The 19,593-nt window shown below is 46.2% G+C and carries 16 protein-coding genes; all 16 read right to left on the bottom strand.

The window, feature by feature from the left end; all coding sequences use genetic code 11:
- Positions 1–84: 84 nt before the first annotated feature.
- Positions 85–1,254 carry a CamS family sex pheromone protein gene (locus tag VQ00_RS11090; RefSeq protein WP_245618107.1) on the bottom strand — a complete coding sequence of 390 codons (1,170 nt, stop codon included), beginning with the start codon at positions 1,252–1,254 and terminating at the stop codon, positions 85–87.
- A 12-nt stretch (positions 1,255–1,266) separates the two neighbouring features.
- Positions 1,267–3,276, bottom strand: coding sequence for an NAD-dependent DNA ligase LigA (gene ligA / locus VQ00_RS11085; RefSeq protein ID WP_046180204.1), 2,010 nt, complete (start codon positions 3,274–3,276; stop codon positions 1,267–1,269).
- Between the two features lie 53 nt (positions 3,277–3,329).
- Entirely contained in the window at positions 3,330–5,522 is a 2,193-nt protein-coding gene (gene pcrA, locus VQ00_RS11080; protein WP_046180203.1) for a DNA helicase PcrA, read from the bottom strand.
- A gap of 33 nt (positions 5,523–5,555) precedes the next feature.
- Positions 5,556–6,254, bottom strand: a complete 699-nt coding sequence (gene pcrB, locus VQ00_RS11075) for a heptaprenylglyceryl phosphate synthase (protein ID WP_046180202.1) — start codon at positions 6,252–6,254, stop codon at positions 5,556–5,558.
- 160 nt (positions 6,255–6,414) lie between these two features.
- Positions 6,415–6,714, bottom strand: coding sequence for a YerC/YecD family TrpR-related protein (locus VQ00_RS11070; RefSeq protein WP_046180201.1), 300 nt, complete (start codon positions 6,712–6,714; stop codon positions 6,415–6,417).
- Between the two features lie 2 nt (positions 6,715–6,716).
- Positions 6,717–7,694: a DUF3048 domain-containing protein gene (locus VQ00_RS11065; protein ID WP_046180200.1), complete on the bottom strand. Its 978-nt coding sequence runs from the start codon at positions 7,692–7,694 to the stop codon at positions 6,717–6,719.
- Positions 7,695–7,728: 34 nt separating this feature from the next.
- Positions 7,729–9,465 carry an adenine deaminase C-terminal domain-containing protein gene (locus tag VQ00_RS11060; RefSeq protein WP_046180199.1) on the bottom strand — a complete coding sequence of 579 codons (1,737 nt, stop codon included), beginning with the start codon at positions 9,463–9,465 and terminating at the stop codon, positions 7,729–7,731.
- Positions 9,466–9,739: 274 nt separating this feature from the next.
- A complete protein-coding gene (gene purD, locus VQ00_RS11055) occupies positions 9,740–11,005 on the bottom strand; it encodes a phosphoribosylamine--glycine ligase (protein ID WP_046180198.1) in 1,266 nt (421 codons plus the stop codon).
- Between the two features lie 15 nt (positions 11,006–11,020).
- Entirely contained in the window at positions 11,021–12,556 is a 1,536-nt protein-coding gene (purH, locus tag VQ00_RS11050; RefSeq protein ID WP_046180197.1) for a bifunctional phosphoribosylaminoimidazolecarboxamide formyltransferase/IMP cyclohydrolase, read from the bottom strand.
- Positions 12,556–13,140, bottom strand: coding sequence for a phosphoribosylglycinamide formyltransferase (purN, locus tag VQ00_RS11045; protein ID WP_046180196.1), 585 nt, complete (start codon positions 13,138–13,140; stop codon positions 12,556–12,558). The genes purH and purN overlap by 1 nt, the downstream gene beginning before the upstream one ends.
- Positions 13,137–14,162 (bottom strand): phosphoribosylformylglycinamidine cyclo-ligase, encoded by a 1,026-nt coding sequence (purM, locus tag VQ00_RS11040; protein ID WP_046180195.1) that lies wholly within the window; start codon positions 14,160–14,162, stop codon positions 13,137–13,139. The genes purN and purM overlap by 4 nt, the downstream gene beginning before the upstream one ends.
- 18 nt (positions 14,163–14,180) lie before the next feature.
- Positions 14,181–15,614, bottom strand: a complete 1,434-nt coding sequence (gene purF / locus VQ00_RS11035) for an amidophosphoribosyltransferase (RefSeq protein WP_046180194.1) — start codon at positions 15,612–15,614, stop codon at positions 14,181–14,183.
- Entirely contained in the window at positions 15,590–17,818 is a 2,229-nt protein-coding gene (gene purL, locus VQ00_RS11030; protein ID WP_046180193.1) for a phosphoribosylformylglycinamidine synthase subunit PurL, read from the bottom strand. Before purL ends, purF begins: the two co-directional genes overlap by 25 nt.
- Positions 17,802–18,485 (bottom strand): phosphoribosylformylglycinamidine synthase subunit PurQ, encoded by a 684-nt coding sequence (purQ, locus tag VQ00_RS11025; RefSeq protein ID WP_046180192.1) that lies wholly within the window; start codon positions 18,483–18,485, stop codon positions 17,802–17,804. The genes purL and purQ overlap by 17 nt, the downstream gene beginning before the upstream one ends.
- Positions 18,482–18,736 (bottom strand): phosphoribosylformylglycinamidine synthase subunit PurS, encoded by a 255-nt coding sequence (purS, locus tag VQ00_RS11020; RefSeq protein WP_046180191.1) that lies wholly within the window; start codon positions 18,734–18,736, stop codon positions 18,482–18,484. Before purS ends, purQ begins: the two co-directional genes overlap by 4 nt.
- Positions 18,736–19,449 carry a phosphoribosylaminoimidazolesuccinocarboxamide synthase gene (gene purC / locus VQ00_RS11015; protein ID WP_046180190.1) on the bottom strand — a complete coding sequence of 238 codons (714 nt, stop codon included), beginning with the start codon at positions 19,447–19,449 and terminating at the stop codon, positions 18,736–18,738. The genes purS and purC overlap by 1 nt, the downstream gene beginning before the upstream one ends.
- Positions 19,450–19,593: the final 144 nt, after the last annotated feature.

Genomic DNA, 19,593 nt, shown 5'->3' with positions numbered 1-19,593 from the left:
TGCTAACTGTTGCTATGGCGCAACATTTTTTGTTCTGGCAAATAAAAAACCTGATTTGATAAATTTATCAAATCAGGTTTTTAGTTATTCGTAAATATGGACATACGGCTCTTCCGCATTAGCTTCTTTGACAATAAGCGCTTCTGGGCCGCTCGTAGACGTAATGCTCACTTGTACGGGGATATATGCTGGGAAGTGCTCCATTACAAGACCGGTCACATATTGTGTAAAGCCAATCGCTTCCGCTTTTCCGTAAAATTGAATCGGAATATCAATTTTTAAGCTCGTCAGCTCTTCTCCACTGTATAATCCACGGCCGATTACCCCATTAAAGTTATCGAAATACGTTTCAATGTCCTGTTTGAAGTTGGCAAAATACGTTGAATCTTCACGGTGATCTTCTTCTGCGGCATTGGACGGGAACAGAACATATTCCTCGTCTATTGCTTTCCAATCCGAGGTGTCTGCATCGCCTGCATCAAGATGCGTATACGCGATAAAATTACCCGCTGTCACTGAATTTTGCGGAGCCTGTTGGAACAAGGCGATCGTAATCGGAATATTTTTCGTTTTATCCATGGCACGAAGGCGTGAAGCGACCTGTGCAGCTATTTTTTTGCCTTCTTCTTCGATTTTTTCGTCAGGAATCGTAAATTCATACTGTGCGCCGTATTGTTCTTTTTGATAATAATGAACAGAATTGAGAGCGAGCCCGATGACCATTCCATCAAGCTGCAGTGAATTATCTTCTTTTTTCGTTAAATAATCCTGCTCCATAATATGCGCCAAATAAATCGGTGCCCGCTCGTTACGTTCTTCCACCGATCCTTCTCCTGTATCAATCGGATTAAGGCCAAGGTTTTCTTCCGCTTTCAATTCATTTTCTTTCAACTGCGCATCTGTATATTTTCTGCGCAGCCACGACCGGACGACATCTTCTTCAAGCGCTTGTCCTTCCTGAAAAAAGAAATTATCCGGCGAAAAATTTTCCTGTGCAATCCGCATTAAGCCAGTTTCAAATTCTACAATATCATAGCGCGTATTTAAATTAGAGACGACGAGCCCACGTGCTTTGCCTGGCTCAAACGGCACAATCGTCCGATAAAAGTTCTCCGAAATTTGATATGTTGGTATAACCGCCGTTGTTTCGTCTCCATTTCCCTGTATTACTTCGTCATCGTTCTGCAGTGCCGGTGCACATCCGCTTGCAAGCATCATGGCGGATATTGCCGCCAGAACCCATTTCTTTTTCAAAAAAGCCACCTCTTATTTTGTAAGTTCATCCATTAATCGCTGTTCGTCCCATACATCGATGCCGAGCTTTTCTGCTTTTTCAAGCTTGGAGCCCGCTTCTTCTCCAGCGACGACAAGATCCGTTTTTTTGCTGACACTGCCTGTTACATTGCCGCCAAGCGCTTCAATCCGGTCTTTTGCTTCTGTGCGGGTCAGCTGGGAGAGCTTCCCTGTCAACACAACTATTTTACCGGCAAAAGGTGATTCTCCTTCTGCTAAAATCGTTCGAATTGGTCCTTCATATGCCATTTTCACACCTGATGCTTTTAATTTTCCAATCAATTCCGCTACTTCAGGCTGGTCAAAATAAAGAACAACAGCATCCGCCATCTTGCCGCCAATTTCGTGAATGGCGGTCAGCTCTTCTGCAGACGTTTCTTTTAAGCGATCCATCGTGCCAAACTCCATAGCCAGCGTTTTAGCCGCTTTTGCTCCGACATGGCGAATGCCAAGGCCAAATAAAAGACGTTCAAGCGAATTTTGTTTAGACGTTTCAATGGCTGCCAGCAAGTTATCAGCCGATTTTTCACCCATCCGTTCGAGCTTCACCAGTTCTTCCTTGCTAAGCGTGTATAAATCGGCAACGTCTGTAATCAGCTTTTCACGGTATAATTGCGCGATGACTTTTTCTCCGAGCCCTTCAATATTCATTGCGTTACGGGATACAAAATGCGTCATGCCTTCGCGTATTTGTGCCGGGCATTGCGGATTGATGCACCGAAGCGCTACTTCTTCTTCCAGGCGGACAAGCTCGCTTTCACATTCCGGGCAATGATCCGGCATATGAAATTCTTCTTCTGCCCCTGTGCGGCGGTCAACTAACACACTGACCACTTCCGGAATAATATCGCCCGCTTTTTTCACAACGACCATGTCACCGATCCGAATGTCTTTTTCGCGAATTAAGTCTTCATTGTGAAGCGAAGCACGTCCGACTGTTGTACCAGCGACACGAACTGGCTGCAGCAGGGCGGTTGGTGTGACGACACCTGTCCGTCCGACACTCAGTGTAATGCCAGTCAGTTTTGTTACGACTTCCTCCGCCGGAAATTTGAACGCGGTCGCCCAGCGTGGACTTTTCGCCGTAAAGCCGAGCTCATCCTGCTGGTCAAGCGAGTCGACCTTAATAACGATGCCATCGATTTCGTACGGCAGCGTTGTCCGTTTGTCCGACTGCTCTTTCACATAAGAAATAACGTCATCAATTGTCTTGCATACACGCCGTTCTTTATTTGTTTTAAACCCAAGTGAATCAAGCAGATTAAGTCCTTCACTATGTGCCTCGATGCCGAGCGGACCGGGATTCGCAATGCCGTATAAAAAAATGTCCAAATTTCTTGAGGCAGCAATACGCGGATCAAGCTGACGAAGTGATCCAGCTGCTGCGTTACGCGGATTGGCAAACGGTTCTTCACCTTTTTCATCCCGGATCGCGTTCAACGCAATAAACGACTGCTTCGGCATAAACGCTTCGCCGCGCACTTCCATCGTGAGCGGTTTTTTCAGCCGAAGCGGAATCGAATGGATCGTTTTTAAATTGGCAGTAATGTCTTCACCCGTCGTTCCATCGCCGCGGGTCGCGCCCTGCACAAATAACCCGTCTTTATATTTAAGCGCCACCGCGAGTCCGTCGATCTTCAGCTCACATACGTATGAATAGGAGGAATGGCCGACAAGCTGTTCCACCCGCCGGTCAAAATCACGCAAATCAGCTTCATTAAACGCATTTCCAAGACTAAGCATCGGAGTGTCATGGCGTACTTTCTGAAACGCATCAAGCACTGCGCCGCCAACACGCTGCGTCGGTGAATCTGGAGTCCGCAATCCAGGAAACTTCTCTTCTATTTCGTTCAGCTCTTTTAACAGCCGGTCGTATTCTGAGTCCGGCACAGACGGCTGATCCATTACATAATATTCGTAGCTGTATTTATTTAACGTGTCATGTAATTCTTTGACACGCTGTTCCGCCATGTTTATATCCATTTATACACTCTCCTTTCTAAGAATTGCAAACCGATCTCGGGCCCAAATGATCCTTAAATCTTTTCAATCGGTGCAAATTGCGCGAGAAGCCTTTTGATGCCTGTCGGGCTCGGAAACGCAATATCCAGTTCGGTGCTGTCTCCGCTTCCCTTTACTGCCACAACCGTTCCTGTGCCCCATTTTTTGTGTACCGCTTTGTCGCCCACACGCCAGTTCAGCTGTGCAGCTGCATTGTTTTGCGGTCTTGTCACGGCTGGACGCGTTTTCTGGCCAAATGGCATTTGTTTTCTTGACTGCTGCTTCGGATTTTCGGATTCCAGCAAATCTTCGGGAATTTCACTAATAAAACGAGACACCGGGTTCATATTCGTTCTCCCATACAGGGTCCGCATTTCCGCATTGGTTATATACAGCTCATTCTCCGCACGTGTGATGCCGACGTAGGCGAGACGGCGTTCTTCTTCCATTTCTTCTTCGTCCATAAGCGAGCGGCTGTGCGGAAAGACTCCTTCTTCCATGCCGATCAAAAAGACGACTGGGAATTCAAGTCCTTTGGCGGAGTGAAGTGTCATTAGAACAACAGACTCTGTCGATTCCTCTTCTTTGCCAAGCTGATCGATATCGGCAACAAGAGCAAGATCGGTTAAAAACGCGATCAGCGTTTTGTCTTCACTTGACTCTTCAAATGATTTCGTAACGGACAAAAACTCTTCAATATTTTCAATCCGCGTCTGTGATTCAATTGTTTTTTCCGCTGCCAGCATATCGACATATCCGGTCCGGTCAATCACTTGTTCAACAAGCTCTGAAACGGAAAGGTATTCCTGCTGCTGCGTGTAAATATGAATGATATCCCGAAAATCCGCTGCCGCATTAGCTGCTTTTCCGCTCAAGCCGATAAAGTCTACTTCGGCAAGCGCCTGGTACATGGAAATGTCGTGCTCCTGCGCGTAGCGGGCAATTTTATCAAGCGATGTGGAGCCAAGACCTCGTTTTGGCACATTGATGACCCGCGATAAGCTGATGTCATCGTCCGGATTAGCAATAAGCCGTAAATACGCGAGCAAATCTTTAATTTCTTTTCGGTCATAGAACTTAATGCCGCCAACGATTGTGTAGTCAATGTTTGATTTCATGAGTGTTTCCTCAATCAAACGCGACTGGGCATTGGTACGGTACAGCACCGCAAAATCGGACTGTTTTCTTCCTATGGCAGAAAGCTCTTTTACTTTCCCGGCAACAAACTCCGCTTCGGTCCGTTCACTGTCCGCTCGGAAATAAGCGATTTTTTTCCCATCGGCATTTTCCGTCCAAAGCTTTTTCGGCTTGCGGTTCGAATTTTTTTCAATGACTTCATTCGCCGCCTGCAAAATCCGCTTCGTGGAACGGTAATTTTGCTCCAGGAAGATTGCTTTTGCATGCGGATAATCTTTTTCAAACGATAGAATGTTAGCGATATCCGCTCCGCGCCAGCGATAAATCGACTGATCGCTGTCCCCGACAACACACAGATTTTGAAATCGGCTCGCCAATTGCTTGACAAGTGTGTACTGTGATTTATTTGTATCCTGATACTCATCCACATGAATATATTGGAATTTACGCTGGTAAAATTCAAGCACTTCCGGTACGCGTTCAAACAAGCGGATCGTCAGCATAATCAAATCATCAAAATCAAGCGCGTTGTTTTTCTTTAAGCGCCTCTCATATTCGGTGTACACATCTGACGTCACCTTATCCGTATAGCCGCCTTGCTGACGTGCAAATGCCGCCGCATCAACTAAGATATTTTTAGATGAGCTGATGGCGCCAAGCAGCGCACGCGGATCAAATTTTTTCGGGTCAATGTTTTGGTCTTTTAAAATGCTTTTCAAAACCGACAATTGATCTGCTGTATCTAAAATCGTAAAATTGCGGCTGTAGCCGATTCGGTCAATGTCGCGGCGCAAAATACGCACACACATTGAGTGAAACGTCGACATCCAGATTTCTTCCGACGCGCCGCCAAGCAGGGCGCCAATCCGATCTTTCATTTCACGTGACGCTTTATTTGTGAACGTGAGAGCCAAAATGTTGTACGGGTTCACTTCTTTTTCGACAATTAAATACGCAATTCGGTGCGTCAGGACGCGCGTTTTGCCGGAGCCTGCACCGGCCATAATGAGAAGCGGTCCTTCTGTCGTCTTGACGGCTTCCTGCTGCTCCGGATTTAAGCCGTTTAATAGTCGATCTGTTAAAAATTGCATTCTGCCACCACCATTCGGAACATTTGTTCTTTATTATACACTATTTTTTACCGCTGTAACGGTTTTTAATGCTTCTTCTGGAAAATCATATATGGCATTGCCAACCACAACGACATTGGCGTACTGCCCCATCTCTTTCGCCTGTTCAGCCGTTTTAATGCCGCCTCCATAGAAAAACGTCGTCTTTGTTTCCGATAATATATCCGCTGCTTTTTGGACAGCTTTTACGTCGCCATACATGCCGCTGTACTCTAAATAAAAAATTGGCAGCTTCCATAAGTGACCGGCCAATCGTGCATAAGCTGAGATATCCTCCGCCTCCGGTTTTTTCAAAGCACCGGTCAGTTTCGCCGCCTTGCATTCAGGGTTTGCGATACAATACCCTTCCACAACCAGTTCATCCGGATTCATAAGCTCCCCATATTCTTTCATTGCTTCAAAATGAAGACCGGTAATCCAGTCTGCTTCTGTTGTATTCAGAACGGCCGGGATAAAATATAAATCAAAACCCGGTGTCACCATCTCAAGAGAAGAGACTTCCAACACACACGGAAGCGGAAACCGCCGTACGCGAACCATTAATTCCAGCACATTATCAAGCGTCACACCGTCTGAACCGCCTACCACAATTGCATCTGTTCCAGACTCGCACACACGCTCAAGCAATTCATCATCTATTTCTTTATTCGGATCTAATTTAAACACATGCCGCCATTCGCGAACATCATACATGCAGGATGCCTCCAATCATTCAATTACAACTTCGTATTATATCACGAAACCGACCCTGGTTCATTCGTTCAGCGCGCATGTGATCATTCCATTCTGAACGTAAACAGCAGCTTGTGAAAACAAAGAAAAAAGCAGCTCTGCTAAAGAGACTGCTTTTTTCTTATTCTTCTTTATTATGAACACGCTTCAGCACAAATTCGTAGCCGTCGTTTCCGTAATTTAAGCATCGTTTAACGCGGGAGATTGTGGCGGTCGACGCGCCGGTTTCTGTTTCAATTTTATGATACGTTTTGCCGTCTTGAAGCATACGTGCCACTTCAAGCCGCTGGGCCAGTGACTGAATTTCATTCACGGTGCATAAATCATCGAAAAACCGATAGCATTCTTCCATGTCTTTTAATGAGAGGACTGCCTGAAAAAGCTGGTCCAGCCCTTTTCCGCGCAATTTATCTATTTGCATAATCAGCTTCCATTCCCTTCACCGTCTATTTCCACATTAACTGCTTTGTTTAACCCTCTTGATGCCGGCACGACATGAATCCACGTTTTGCCTGGCACAAATGCTGCACCATTTTCTGTGTATGGAATAATTCGACCGTTTTGATTACGCCACCTCACCAAATTCAACACGCCGTCCTGAATAAGAAATGCGTCACCACCGGACTTCAAATCAATATCCAGACGCCCTTTAGCATCGACAACGCGATGGTCCGCTTCGATAATAAAAATATTGTCCGCCTCTATATCTGTGCCGCCAATGGATCGATGATAGGAATCGCCATCAAACTCATACGCCGATTCAAACAAGTCATTTGAAGACGGACGAATCGAAAACGCGGCAGCGGGCTCACCGGTCAGTGACATTTTTTCTTTATTTGATAAAAATGAAAGACGCGATGGTGCTTTGTCCAGGCTGTAGCCTTTTTGTTCCGCCATATCCAACGCTTCTTCAACATCCACATACGAGTTATGAGGCGCTTTCCGTGAGCTGTCCCGCTTAAAGACATCTCCGTCATACTGGATGCCATTTAGCTGATCGATTTCACCAGACAAAAGAATTTCCTGCGCCTCCGGACTGTAGCCGTGAGCTAAAAATAACGCATTATACCCTTCTGCAAGATCAATAAAATAATCACGTGCACTGCGGACCGGTCCAATTTTGTCCGGATATTCGCTTTGATAAAGCGCTAAAAAGCGGGTAATCCCGCCTTCTGTTAAAACTTCATAGACCATGTCTGCTTCATCAAGAGCCGTTTGCGGACGGGCGAAAGGATGATTGCTGACGACAACTGCCATGGTCCGATGTTCTGTATCAGATGACTCCACACCAGTTAAAGGGTTGATTTCGTTTCTTTGTACATTTGTATTGGCAGGCTCAGCACTTGCACAGCCGCTGATCAAAATGGCCGCTGTGGCCATTGCCATCCATTTTTTTCTCATATCGACACTCCGAAAATAGTTTTACTTTACTATTTTAACGCATTATCGTCGGAAAGAGTACCGTTTTCTTCATGACGTCATACATCCCTCGCGATGTAATCCTGATATAAGGCAAATGGGTAGATGTTAAAAACAGCAAAGAATAAATAGGGTCCTCGTATCGATAACCGCGCTCCGACAGCAATTCTCTTAGTTTTAACTCCTGTTCGACAACAACCTCGAAGGGCTGATCGGACATAATTCCTGATAACGGAAGCGGGATTTCGTGGATAACTTCCCCATTTTCCGCAAGCACAATGCCGCCGCCAAGTTCCTGCATTCGCTCAAATGCACGGCGCATTTCTATTTTAGATGAGCCGATCAAAAGAATGTCCTCCGTGCTGGAAAACGAAGACGCAAACCCTTGTATATCGGTCGCAAATCCTTTAATCGTTGTATTAACACGCCATTCTCCTTCATAATCAAGAAGCACAAGATAATTTTGGTCGTCATCCATGTAGAAATGCTCGCCCGCTACATCTTTTATGACTTTGCACGGTTTTGTAATGACGTTATTCACCATCTCAATTCCGAATGGCATCGAAAATTGTAAATCATCTTCAATCAAATTCCAATTAAATTGCATTTTCGAATGACCAAACATCTGCCAATTTACATCAGGAAAAGGATCCGTATCCATTTCATTCTTTTTAACCCATATGCCATTAGAGACGACGGCTTCCGGATTCGGATGAAATTCATCCGTTAAAATATTAACACTGGCTATGCGCCCCGGTGCGATCATACCATGCAAATGTTCCATTCGATAGTAGCGGGCCGCATTATAAGAAGCCATATGATACGCATCAATCGGCGGAACGCCATGATTAATGGCTATCTGGATCATTTTATCAATAATGCCATCTACATAAAAAGCCGGAGATGATCCGTCCGTTGTAAACATCATCATGTCATATTGATCAAGATCCATCTCTTTCATCTCTGTCAGAAGTTTTTCTAAATCCGGACGAATTGATGAATGTCGGAGCGTCACCATCATTCCATTCATAAGCCGTCTTCTAACATCTTCTCCTGTCATAGACTCATGATCGCCATCCGCCCCGAATAAAGCCATTTTTGCCAATGTTCTTTCAGAAGCTCCAGGAAAATGCCCTTCAATCCGTTTTTTCATTCCTCTCGTTTCCTGCATCCAGTACAGTATCATATCGTCACCGTCCAACAGCTTTGGCCAGCTTGTTAATTCACCGCCCTGAAGGACATTTTCATTTTCCAGCCAAGAATTTATTGTGCCGTTCCCTAATATCTCATCTTCATTGTCCAGTTCTGTCTGAGCATCGTACCGGCACCACCAGTACATCGATACTGGCTGCTTGTTTAATTCTTCTATTAAGGAAAACGCTTTCTTTTTTTCGAGTGCCAGCAACATCATTAAGTTATCATTAACCAGGGTAGTTGTTCCGCGTTTTGCAGCATATTCCGCAAACGTCTTAGGATTATACAGCATAAACGGGTGGACGTGCGGCTCTATGTACCCGGGTACAACTGTTTTACCGGTGCAATCATAAATTTCATCAGCTGATCGAGGCATTGCACTGCCAATGTACACGATGCGGTTTTCATATATCCAAATGTTCCCTGTCAGCCACCGCTTCAGTGCTGAATGAAGATAGCGGGCATTTTTCAAAACAAGCGTGGGTGATTTTTTTCGGTCAATAACAGCAATCTGGTCGCGTATTTGTTTATTTTTCCATTTATGTTTTATATCAGACATTACAATCGTTCCTCTCAAAATGATATCGCTTTCAATTTATGTAATTTTATTCATCGTAACATATATCGTACTAATAACGCACTAAAGAATAGTTGATTTTGTGAAAAAAGTTCGAACTTTTGGCGAGAAACTTGCATTAGTCTGATTTTCGGGACAAATTGAAAAATAGGAATTTATTCATGTCCCAATTAAAGCAAAACAAATAACGTAATTTGCACAGCTTGAGCCGTTATAATCAAAGAGGCTGCCTCATGATGAGACAGCCTCTTCCTTCTTACAAACCAGCTTTCGCAATCGCACGGCTGCCGATATCGCTGCGGAAAAAGAAGTGTTCCGTATCGACATGCTGCATCTTTTCGTACGCATGCTTCTGCGCTTCTGTTGGATTTGATCCGCTTCCTGTTACAAGCAGAACACGACCGCCATTTGCGCGAATCACATCCGTGTCTGAATACGTGCCCGCATGAATAACAGACCCGGCATCAATCGCATCAAGCCCTTTTAGTTCATGGCCTTTTTCATATGCTTCCGGGTAGCCTTTTGCTGCCAAAACGATGCCAAGAACCGACTCGTCTTTCCATGTCAGTTCTGGATCTTTGCCGTCAAGCACGTCCAGCATCACTTGAACGAGATCATTTTCCAACCGTGGCAGGACAACCTGCGTTTCTGGATCACCAAAACGGGCATTAAATTCGATCGTTTTTGGTCCTTCTTCTGTCAGCATTAAACCAGCGAAAACGATCCCTGTAAACGAACGTCCTTCCACAACCATGCCTTTTGCGATTGGACGGATAATGTCTTCAACGGATTGGTCGTTAATCGCCTGCGAAATGTGCGGCACCGGTGAATACGCACCCATACCGCCAGTGTTCGGGCCTTCATCATTGTCAAACGCGCGCTTATGATCCTGCGCCGCTTCCATCGGATAGACGTTTTCACCATGTACAAATGCCATAAGAGAATATTCTTCTCCCTGCAAATATTGCTCCACGACCACACGGGCAGATGCATCACCGAATTTTTTATCGAGCATCATGTCATCAAGAGACGCAAGTGCTTCTTCAAGCGTCATCGCAACGGTAACGCCTTTTCCAGCTGCCAGACCGTCCGCTTTCAATACGATCGGCGCGCCTTCTTGCTCAATGTATGCTTTCGCTGCATCATAGTCTTCAAACGACTGGTAGCGGGCTGTTGGAATGTTGTACTTTTCCATCATCATTTTTGAGAAAGATTTGCTGCCTTCTAAAATAGCTGCGTTTTGTTTCGGACCAAATACTTTTAAGCCTTCTTGCTCCAGATAATCCGTGATACCAGCAGAAAGTGGATTTTCAGGACCGATGATCACAAGACCAACGTTTTGCTCTTTCGCAAAAGAGGCAATGTCCGCAAAGTTCATTTCATCAATGTTCACAATGCTTGCATCGCGGCCGATGCCGGCATTTCCCGGCGCGCAAAAGACGTTTTCAACGAGCGGGCTTTCCGCCACTTTTTTGCAAATTGCGTGTTCGCGTCCACCGCGTCCAACTACTAGTACGTTCATGGATAAGCCCCCCTCTTAATGTTTAAAATGTCTGATGCCGGTTAAGACCATCGCAATGCCGTATTCATCGGCTTTTTTAATCGAATCTTCATCTTTAATCGATCCGCCTGGCTGAATGATCGCTGTAATGCCCGCTTTCGCTGCCGCTTCAACCGTATCATCCATCGGGAAGAATGCATCAGATGCAAGCGCTGCTCCTTTTGCTTTTTCACCCGCTTGCTCAAGCGCAATTTTTGCCGCACCAACGCGATTCATTTGGCCGGCCCCAACACCAAGTGTCATTTTATCATCTGTTACAACAATTGCATTTGATTTAACGTGTTTTACCACTTTCCAGCCAAGTTTAAGCGCTGTCCACTCTTCTTCAGTTGGTTCGCGCTTTGTCGCTACTTTCACGTCAGCATCCGCTAAAGACAATTCATCAAGATCCTGTGAAAGAAGCCCACCTTCAACAGATGTAAATACTTTTTCACCTTTTTTGCCGTTAGCAAAATCAAGCGTTAATAGACGAATGTTTTTCTTTTTAGAAAGAACGTCAATTGCTTCTTCATCAAAAGAAGGCGCCACAATGATTTCAAGGAAAATTTCATGCAGTTTTTCGGCAAGCTCTTTTGAAACAGGACGGTTCAACGCAACAATGCCGCCAAAAATCGACGTTGGATCCGCTTCATATGCCCGTGCATAAGCTTCTTCGATCGTTGCTCCTGCACCCACACCGCAAGGATTCATATGTTTAACGGCAACTGCAGCCGGCTCTTCAAATTCTTTGACAATTTGAAGGGCTGCATCTGTGTCGCGAATGTTATTGTATGAAAGCTCTTTGCCGTGAAGCTGCTCAGCCTGTGCCACAGAGAACGTGGAACCAAGCGGCTGTGTGTAAAAAGCTGCTTTTTGATGAGGGTTCTCACCGTAGCGCAAGCTTTGCTTCAATTCATATGTGACCGTTAGTTTTTCCGGATTTTCTTCACCTGTAAGATCGGTCATAAAGCCGGCGATCATCGCATCATACGCTGCTGTATGACGGAATACTTTTGCAGCAAGCTTGCGGCGTGTTTCAAGTGTCGTTTTGCCATCGCCTTTTAATTCCGAAAGCACTTGATCGTAGTCGCCTGCATCGACGATTACAGTAACATATTCATGATTTTTCGCTGACGCCCGAAGCATCGCCGGTCCGCCAATATCAATGTTTTCAATCGCGTCTTCTGTAGTGACATCCGGCTTTGCAATCGTCTGCTGGAACGGATACAGGTTTACACAAACGATATCGATCGGCTGAATGTTATGCTCGTCCAACTGTTTTTGATGATCCGGTTCTCCGTGCTTTGCAAGCAAGCCGCCATGAATGTACGGGTTTAATGTTTTAACGCGGCCTTCCAAAATTTCCGGGAATCCCGTTACATCCGTTACGCCTTTTACCGGCACACCGGCTTCTGAAAGCATTTTTTTCGTTCCGCCTGTTGAGACAATTTCGTAGCCAAGCGCCGCGATTTCTCTTGCAAAATCCGTGACGCCGTTTTTGTCTGATACGCTGATCAATGCGCGTTTAGTCATCAGTTCTGTTCCTCCCTGTTTCCGTTCAAAAGTTTTGTAATCATGTTCGGGTAAAGACTATGCTCAATGTGCTGTATGGCTTCTTGCAGACCTTCGCATGTCATGCCTTCTTCAATCCGCACACATTCCTGGTCAATGATCGCACCGGTATCCATGCCCTCATCAACGAAATGAACGGTCACACCGGAAATTTTCACCCCAGCGTCAAATGCTTGTCCAATTGCATCTTTTCCCGGGAAAGCCGGGAGTAGCGACGGGTGAATGTTTACGATCCGGTTCCGGTACGCACTTAATAAAACTGGACCTATTAAACGCATATAGCCGGCTAGAAAAATAAATTCTACTCCGGCCGCCTGCAAACGGGCCACAATTTCACTTTCGAATGCTTCTTTCGATTCATATTGCTTCGGCTGGAAAGAAAATGCCGGGATGTCGAATGCTTCTGCCCGCTGCAGCACGTACGCATCCGGTTTATCGCAGACGAGCAAGGCGATTTCAGCAGGAACCTGTCCTGCTGCCACCGCCTCAGCAATTGCCTGCACGTTGCTTCCGCTGCCGGATGCAAACAAGGCAATTTTCGTCATTGAACTGTAACTCCTTCGCCGTTCGATACGCGTCCGATTGTGTACGCTTTTTCGCCGGCTTCTTGGAGTGCTGCTTTTACATTTGCTTCTTCTTCTTTTGGCACGATCAATACGAATCCGATGCCCATGTTGAAAATGTTGTACATTTCCTGACGATCCAGTTCACCGTATGTTTCAAGTACATTGAAAATGTCCGGAACAGGCCACGACCCTTCTTCAATCGTTGCACCAAGTCCTGCTGGCAATGCGCGTGGAATATTTTCAACAAAGCCGCCGCCTGTAATGTGCGCCATGCCATTGACCTTCGCTTTTTTCAAAGCAGAGAGAACCGGCTTCACATAAATACGCGTCGGTTCAATTAATGCCTGACCAAGTGGAATAGAAAGGCCCTCTACTTGTGCATCAACAGCGAGATTATGCTTTTCAAAGAAAATCTGGCGGACGAGTGAATAGCCGTTGCTGTGAATGCCGCTTGACGCAAGACCGATCAGCACGTCGCCTTCTTTCACATCATCACCTGTCACAACTGCGCTTTTTTCAACAGCGCCAACAGTGAAACCGGCCATGTCGTATTCTTCTTCGTCATAGAGGCCTGGCATTTCAGCTGTCTCGCCGCCGATTAAGGCGCAGCCTGCCTGCTCGCAGCCGTCCGCCACACCTTTGACGATTTGCTCAATTTTTTCCGGCACCGCTTTTCCGCATGCAATGTAATCAAGGAAAAACAGCGGTTCTGCTCCTTGGACGATTACATCATTCACACACATTGCCACACAGTCAACGCCAATTGTGTCATGCTTGTCCATCATAAATGCAAGCTTCAGCTTTGTGCCGACGCCGTCTGTTCCCGACACAAGAACTGGTTCTTTTAAATTTAAAGAGGACAGATCAAACATGCCTCCGAAGCTGCCAAGCGCTCCCATCACACCGGCCCGCTTCGTCCGTTCTACATGTTTTTTCATTCGTTCAACCGCTTCGTATCCCGCTTCGATGTTGACACCGGCTGCTTCATACGACTTTGCCATTTTAGTTCCTCCTCAACGTTAGCACATGATTTCTTTGTCATGCGGATGCTGTGTATCCGGGAATATTTCCGTTGGATATTCTCCTGTAAAACAAGCCATGCATTGTCCGCATTCGCCGAGGGCGCCTTTGCGGTGGTTAATAGCTTCGATCGTGCCTTCTGCGCTCAAATACGTTAATGAGTCAGCACCAATTAATTCACGTAATTCTTCATTTGTATGGTGAGCGGCAATCAATTCACCTTTTTCAGATGTATCAATGCCGTAAAAACACGGATGCTTAATCGCCGGCGAACTGATCACAACATGGACTTCCTTCGCTCCGGCTTCTTTTAGCATCGTAACAATTCGTCTGCTCGTCGTGCCGCGAACGATTGAATCGTCCACCATCACTACTTTTTTCCCTTCAATAACACCCCGAACAGGAGAAAGCTTCATCTTCACCCCTTGTTCACGAAGCGACTGGGATGGCTGAATAAACGTCCGGCCGACATACCGATTTTTAATTAAGCCTAATTCGTACGGAATACCCGTTGCTTCCGCAAAACCGATCGCAGCAGAAATACTCGAATCCGGTACACCTGTGACAACGTCTGCTTCCAAGACAGCCGAATCCACTTCTTTTGCGAGCATTTTGCCGAGACGCTTACGGGCGCTGTGAACGTTAATGCCATGAATGTCACTGTCCGGACGGGAAAAATAAACATACTCCATTGTGCACATCGCGTCGCTGACACCAGCCGCAAATTGCTCTGAATGAAGACCGCTGTCATTAATCGTAATCAATTCGCCCGGTTCTACGTCGCGTAAAAATTCAGCTCCGATAATGTCAAAGGCGCACGTTTCTGACGCGACCACATAGGCATTGCCAAGCTTGCCAATTGAAAGTGGACGAAGCCCCTGTGGATCAAGTGCCACGTGCATTTCATTTTCAGTCATGATCAAAAATGCGTATGCCCCTTTGACCATTGACAGGGCTGTTTTCAAACGGTCTTTCATCGATCCGTAGCTGCTGCGGCGAATTAAATGCGCCAGCACTTCCGTGTCAGATGTCGTTTGAAAAATACTTCCCTGTGCTTCAAGCTCACGCTTGAGAGATGTTGCATTTACAAGGTTGCCATTATGCGCAAGCGCGAGGCTCCCGGTTTGAAAGTGGAAAAGAAGCGGCTGTACGTTTTGATAGCCGCCGCCTCCTGCTGTCTGATAGCGGACGTGTCCAATTGCTGCTGATCCTGTCAATCCGTTCACGATATCCTGATTGAAAATTTCCGTGACAAGTCCTTCGCCTTTATGACCACGGAGGCGCTCGCCGTCGCTCATGACGACGCCGGCACCTTCTTGTCCACGGTGTTGTAAGCTTTGAAGGCCATAGTAGGTGATTTGTGATGCGTTTTCGTGGCCAAAGACACCGAATACGCCACACTCTTCATTTAAGCCTCTGAGTTCAGCAAGCATGGAATAGCTCCTTTCCAGGCATCCTCCAGTTCGTTGACCGGTGCCTGTACCACTTCTTCTCCGTTAATTAAAATTGATACGACTGGCTGAGCAGTGACTTCACCAATTTGTTTTGCATCCTGTACAGCTGCTTCAAATGCTTCTTTGTATTCTGCTTTTACTGTGACAACAAAACGTGACTGTGTTTCAGCAAATAAAGCTGCTGTAGCTTCGCCTTCAAGCGATACGTTTGCACCAAAGCTTGTCCCAAATAACTTCTCAACAAGAGCCACTGCAAAGCCGCCTTCTGAAATATCGTGGGCTGACTGAACAAGACCCGAGTGAATCGCTGCAAGAAGAGCATCCTGACGCGTTTTTTCTACGGATAAATCGATAGCTGGTGATTTTCCAGAAATTTTGCCATCATTCATCATTTTTTGCAATTCGCTTCCGCCGAATTCATTAGCTGCATCGCCAATGACGTAAACGAGGTCGCCGGCTGCTTTGGCCGCTTGTGTTGTAATATGGTTCACGTCTTCGATTAAACCGACCATGCCGATAATTGGTGTTGGATAAATCGCTGTACCGTTTGTTTCATTATATAAAGAGACATTTCCACCGATAACCGGTGATTGAAGTGCAAGGCACGCTTCACTGATGCCGTCTGCTGACTGCTCAAGCTGCCAGAATACACCCGGATTTTCAGGGCTTCCGTAGTTTAATCCGTCTGTAATCGCAAGTGGACGTGCACCCGAGCAAACGATGTTACGCGCTGCTTCGGCTACTGCAATTTTACCGCCTGTTTTCGGGTCTAAGTAAATGTAGCGTGCGTTGCAGTCTGTCGTCATCGCCAGTGCTTTGTTCGTGCCGCGCAGGCGGATAACCGCTGCATCAGAACCTGGTGCGACAACTGTGTTTGTACGAACTTGGTAATCATATTGATCATATACCCACTCTTTGCTTGCCACAGTCGGCTGTTTCAAAAGATTTACAAGTGTTTCTTTATAATCAGACACTTCTGGTATTTTTTGCTCCATTGCCTGGAAGTCACGGAAATATTGCGGTTCTGCTGAAGGCTTATAGTAGACCGGCGCATCTTCTGCAAGCGCGTCAACTGGCACTTCTGCAGCCACTTCTCCTTTATGAAGAAGGCGGAGCATTTTGTCATCTGTCACGACGCCGACAGATGCTGCTTCAAGACCGTATTTTGAAAACAAGTCTTCGATTTCTTTTTCGCGTCCTTTTTCGACAACGATGAGCATACGCTCCTGTGATTCAGACAACATCATTTCGTACGGTGTCATACCTGTTTCACGCTGCGGGATTAAATCCAGATTCATTTCCATACCTGAACCAGATTTAGACGCCATTTCAGCAGATGAACTTGTTAAACCTGCCGCACCCATATCTTGAATGCCGACAAGGGCATCGTTATGAATTAACTCAAGGCACGCTTCGAGCAGCAATTTTTCCATAAATGGATCGCCTACTTGAACCGCCGGGCGTTTTTCTTCAGAACTTTCGCTCAGTTCTTCTGATGCAAATGTCGCACCGTGAATGCCGTCGCGGCCTGTTTTTGCCCCTACGTACATAACGGTGTTGCCGACACCTTTTGCCTGGCCTTTTTGAATGTCTTGATGGTCGATTAAACCGACACACATTGCGTTAACGAGCGGGTTGCCGTCATACGACGGGTCAAAGCCGATTTCGCCGCCAACTGTCGGGATGCCGATGCAGTTTCCGTAACCGGCGATGCCTGCCACAACTTCTTCAAACAAGTATTTCACACGGGATGTTTCCAATTCACCGAAACGAAGTGAGTTTAAAATCGCCACCGGACGCGCGCCCATAGAAAATACGTCACGAATAATACCGCCGACGCCTGTTGCCGCGCCTTGATAAGGCTCAATAGCAGATGGGTGATTATGGCTCTCGATTTTAAATACGACCGCTTGATTGTCGCCGATGTCCACGATGCCGGCACCTTCGCCTGGCCCCTGCAAGACGTGATCGCCTTTTGTCGGGAAGCGGCTTAAGACTGGTTTTGAGTTTTTGTAGCTGCAGTGCTCGGACCACATAACAGAGAAAAGACCTGTTTCCGTGTAGTTTGGTAAACGTCCAATAATTTCTGCTGCTTTATCGAATTCTTCGTCTGTCAAGCCCATCGTACGGTACAGCTTTTCATCTTTAATTTGCTGTGGATTTGGTTCAAGCGTTAACGACATGAGAGTCCCTCCAGTGTTTCACAATTGATTGGAAAAGTTTAAGTCCGTCTGCGCTGCCGAGAAGTTCATCTACAGCCCGCTCCGGATGCGGCATCATGCCGAGTACGTTGCCTTTTTCGTTTGTAATGCCGGCGATGTCAGAAAGACTTCCGTTTACATCACTCGCGTATGTGAACACGATTTGATTGTTTTCTTTTAATGTTGCAAATGTCGCCTCATCACAGTAATAGTTGCCTTCACCATGTGCAACCGGAATGCTGATTTTTTCGCCTTTTTCATACAAAGACGTAAACATTGTTTCGTTATTTTGGACCGACAGCTCGACTGTGCGGCAAATGAATTTTAAGTTTTTGTTGCGGAGCATAGCGCCTGGAAGAAGACCGGACTCAAGCAAAATTTGAAACCCGTTGCAGACACCAAGAACCGGCTTGCCCGCTTCTGCTGCTTTTTTTACGGCTGCCATAACGTTTGACATATGTGCGATCGCGCCGGAACGCAAGTAGTCGCCATATGAAAAGCCGCCTGGAAGTAAAATGCCGTCATATTGATCAAGATTGTCCGCATCGTGCCAGACAAGATCAACTTGTTCCCCTAATTCGTCTTTTACCGCATGGTACATGTCCACATCACAGTTGGACCCTGGAAATACGATGACTGCAAATTTCACTGGTTCGCACTCTCCTCGATTTCATATCGGTAATCTTCAATAACCGGGTTGGACAAAAGCTTTTCGCATACTTCTTTTACTGTGCCTTCTACATCTGTCACAGAATCATCGAATTGAAGCTCCATGTATTTGCCGATACGCACATCTTCTACACCTCGGTAGCCAAGGCTTGATAGTGATTGCTGCACAGCTTTTCCTTGCGGGTCTAATACACTTTCACGAAGTGTTACGTAAACTTTTACTTTATACATTATAGAGTTCCTCCAAGTCGATTGTAGATTTCGGTATATGCTTCTGTCAGCCCGCCAAGATCGCGGCGGAACAAGTCTTTATCAAGTTTACGGTTTGTGCCTTTTTCCCATAACCGGCACGTATCCGGTGAGATTTCGTCGGCAAGCAGGATGCTGCCGTCTTTTTGGCGGCCAAATTCAATTTTAAAGTCCACAAGATCAACGCTCATTTCATCAAACAACGGGATAAGTACTTCATTGACACGCAATGCTTCCTTTTTCAAAATCTGCACTTCTTCAGGTGCCGCGACGTTTAACAAACGAATGTGATCATCTGTTAGCAGCGGATCGCCAAGCTCGTCGTCTTTGTAATAAAATTCAACAATTGGCTCATTGAACCGGACGCCTTCTTCAAAGCCGAGCCGCTTCGCAATGCTGCCGGCAGCAACATTGCGGACAACGACTTCAAGCGGGATGATATTTACATGCTTAACGAGCTGCTCGTTTTCAGACAGCTGCTCTACAAAATGAGACTCAATGCCTTTTTGGGCGAGCTTTTCGAACAAAAGCCCTGTGATTAAATTGTTTAAGCGGCCTTTGCCGTCAATTTCGGCTTTTTTTTCACCGTTAAATGCGGTAGCCGAATTTTTGTATTCAATCCAGACGATGTCTTCCTGGTCTGTCGCATAAATGCGTTTCGCTTTTCCTTCGTACAGCTGCTTGCCTTTTTGCATGATGTGATCCTCCCGGGTTCCGGCTTTTTTTGTCCAACTTCAGGCAGTCTAAACGGCCGCCTTGCGCTTTTCTTTGTCCAGCTCCAAGCGGCCAGTCCCTTGGTCGTAAGCCGTCTCTGCTATGTGGCAAAGAGCACCACTTCG

It is taken from the genome of Domibacillus tundrae, assembly GCF_000970675.1.
In the GTDB taxonomy this organism is placed as follows: Bacteria; Bacillota; Bacilli; order Bacillales; family Domibacillaceae; genus Domibacillus; species Domibacillus tundrae.
This window is presented reverse-complemented; position numbering and strand designations above follow the sequence as displayed.

Coding starts and splice junctions, on each gene's coding strand:
- ligA (WP_046180204.1), bottom strand. CDS start 3,276: ATGGATATAAACATGGCGGAACAGCGTGTCAAAGAATTACATGACACG.
- pcrA (WP_046180203.1), bottom strand. CDS start 5,522: ATGCAATTTTTAACAGATCGACTATTAAACGGCTTAAATCCGGAGCAG.
- pcrB (WP_046180202.1), bottom strand. CDS start 6,254: ATGTATGATGTTCGCGAATGGCGGCATGTGTTTAAATTAGATCCGAAT.
- VQ00_RS11070 (WP_046180201.1), bottom strand. CDS start 6,714: ATGCAAATAGATAAATTGCGCGGAAAAGGGCTGGACCAGCTTTTTCAG.
- VQ00_RS11065 (WP_046180200.1), bottom strand. CDS start 7,694: ATGAGAAAAAAATGGATGGCAATGGCCACAGCGGCCATTTTGATCAGC.
- VQ00_RS11060 (WP_046180199.1), bottom strand. CDS start 9,465: ATGTCTGATATAAAACATAAATGGAAAAATAAACAAATACGCGACCAG.
- purD (WP_046180198.1), bottom strand. CDS start 11,005: ATGAACGTACTAGTAGTTGGACGCGGTGGACGCGAACACGCAATTTGC.
- purH (WP_046180197.1), bottom strand. CDS start 12,556: ATGACTAAACGCGCATTGATCAGCGTATCAGACAAAAACGGCGTCACG.
- purN (WP_046180196.1), bottom strand. CDS start 13,140: ATGACGAAAATTGCCTTGTTTGCATCCGGCAGCGGAAGCAACGTGCAG.
- purM (WP_046180195.1), bottom strand. CDS start 14,162: ATGGCAAAGTCGTATGAAGCAGCCGGTGTCAACATCGAAGCGGGATAC.
- purF (WP_046180194.1), bottom strand. CDS start 15,614: ATGCTTGCTGAACTCAGAGGCTTAAATGAAGAGTGTGGCGTATTCGGT.
- purL (WP_046180193.1), bottom strand. CDS start 17,818: ATGTCGTTAACGCTTGAACCAAATCCACAGCAAATTAAAGATGAAAAG.
- purS (WP_046180191.1), bottom strand. CDS start 18,736: ATGTATAAAGTAAAAGTTTACGTAACACTTCGTGAAAGTGTATTAGAC.
- purC (WP_046180190.1), bottom strand. CDS start 19,449: ATGCAAAAAGGCAAGCAGCTGTACGAAGGAAAAGCGAAACGCATTTAT.